Consider the following 2421-nt stretch of genomic DNA (forward strand, 5'->3'; position numbering starts at 1 on the left):
CGAGGCCGGCCTGCGCGACCACGCGGCCCGGCTGGCCGCGCACCTCGCCGACCACCCCGAAACCGCGTCGGCCGACGTGGCGTTCACACAGCTCACCTCGCGCACCGTCTGGCCACGGCGCCTCGCGCTGCCCGGCGGGAGCCACGACGAACAGCTCACCGCCCTGCGCGCCGTGGCCGCCGGCGACCAGCCCGCCGACGCGGTGCACGGCACGGTGGCGGAGGAACGGCCGATGGTCTTCCTCTTCCCCGGCCAGGGCGGCCAGTGGGTCGGCATGGGCCGCCGGCTGGCGGAGGAGAGCGAGCACTTCCGGGACGAACTCGACGCTTGCGACCGGGCCTTGCGGCAATACACCGAAGTGCCGCTGCACAGCGTGCTGTCCGGCGAGGTGCCGATGGACCGCATCGACGTGGTCCAGCCCGCGATGTTCGCGGTCATGGTCTCCCTGGCCGGCCTGTGGCGCGCCCACGGCGTGCACCCCGCGGCCGTTGTCGGCCAGAGCCTGGGCGAGATCGCCGCCGCCACCGTCGCGGGCGGCCTGTCGCTGGAGGACGGCGCCCTGCTGGTCACCGCCTTCAGCAAGGCCCAGGCGCTGATCCAGGGCCGGGGCGAGATGGTCGCCGTGGCCCTGTCCCCCGAGGAGACCGAGGCACTGCTCGCCGAATGGGCGCTCGACCTGGAGGTCGCGGTGGTCAACGGCCCCCGCGCGACGGTCGTCTCGGGCGACCCGCAGGCCGCCGCCGCCCTCACCGTGAAGCTGGCGGAACGCGGCGTGCGCAGCCGCCTCCTCCCGATCGGCATCGCCGCCCACTCGCGGCAGATCGACGAGGTCCGCGACTACATGCTGCGGGAACTCGCCCCGATCCGCCCGCGTACCGGCGACGTGCCGATGTACGCCTCCGCGGTCGGCGGCCTCGTCGGCACCGGCACCCTCGACGCCGCCTACTGGTACCGGAGCCTGCGCGGCACCGCCCGGTTCGAGAAGGCCATGACGCAGGCGCTGCACGACGGCCACCGGCTGTTCGCCGAGATGGGCCCGCACCCCGTGCTCACCCCCGGCGCCGAGGACACCGTCGCGCACGCCGACCTGGACGCCGTGGTGCTGGACACCATGCGGCGGGACGACGACGGCATCGACGGCCATCTGCGTGCCCTCGCCGGCGCACACGCGCACGGGGCGACTCCTGACTGGGCCGCGGTACTCGCCGGAGCGGGGCGCGTCGCGCTGCCCGGTTACCGGTTGGAGAGCGACACCGAGGACACCGCGGCGGGCGACGGCGGGCTGCGGGAACGGCTGCTGCCGCTGGAGCCCGCCCGGCGGCTCGCCGAACTGCTGGACGTGGTGGTTCAGCAGCTCGCCGGACTGCCGGGCGGCGGCACCTCCGGCTCCGTCCGCCCCGGAGCGGACTTCCGCTCGCTCGGCGTGGACTCACTGGGCGCCCTCGCGCTGCGCAACCGCGTCAACGAGGCGACGGGTCTGCGTCTGCCCGCGACCGCCGTCTTCGACCACCCGTCCCCGGAGGCCCTCGCGGAGGAGATGCACCGTCGCCTCTTCGGCGAGGCCGAAGCGCTCCCCGACACCGCCGTGGGTGCGCCCGTCGACCAGGACGACCCGATAGCGATCGTCGGCATGGCCTGCCGTCTGCCCGGCGGCGCGGACTCGCCCGAGCACCTGTGGGAGCTGCTGGAAGGGGGGCGCGACGCGATCGCCGCGTTCCCCGACGACCGCGGCTGGGACCTGGAGGCCCTGTACGACGCGGACGCCGGCCGGCCGGGCACCTTCTACCAGCGCGAAGCGGGCCTGCTCGACGGCGTCGACCGCTTCGACGCGGGGTTCTTCGGTATTTCGCCGCGTGAGGCGCTGGCGATGGATCCGCAGCAGCGGCTGCTGCTGGAGACCAGTTGGGAAGCGCTGGAGCGGTCCGGAATCGCCCCCACCACCCTGCGCGGTTCGCGTACCGGGGTGTTCACCGGCGTGATGAACCTGCCCTACGGCCAGCCCCTGCACCAGGCCAGCTCCGAACTGGAGGGCTATGTGCTGACCGGCACCGCCTCCAGCGTGGTCTCCGGAAGGCTCTCCTATCTGCTCGGCCTGGAGGGTCCGGCCGTCAGCGTCGACACGGCCTGTTCCTCGTCGCTGGTCGCGCTGCACTTGGCGTGCCAGTCCCTGCGCCAGGGCGAGTGCGACCTCGCGTTCGCCTCCGGCGCCACGGTCATGGCCGAACCGGGCATGTTCATCGAGTTCAGCCGGCAGCGCGCACTGTCTCCCGACGGCCGCTCCAAGGCGTTCTCCGCCGACGCCGACGGCTTCGGAATGTCCGAGGGGGTGGGTGTGCTGGTGGTGGAGCGGTTGTCGGATGCGCGTCGCAACGGTCACAACGTTCTTGCGGTGGTGCGTGGGTCTGCGGTGAATCAGGACGG

Annotated in this window: 1 protein-coding gene; it reads left to right on the plus strand. The window is 73.6% G+C overall.

Features of this window, described 5'->3' with window-relative positions; genetic code table 11:
• On the plus strand, positions 1-2421 hold a 2421-nt coding region (locus AN218_RS11420), incomplete at both ends, for a beta-ketoacyl synthase N-terminal-like domain-containing protein (RefSeq protein ID WP_141747532.1).

The organism is Streptomyces nanshensis (genome assembly GCF_001751255.1).
In the GTDB taxonomy this organism is placed as follows: Bacteria; Actinomycetota; Actinomycetes; order Streptomycetales; family Streptomycetaceae; genus Streptomyces; species Streptomyces nanshensis_A.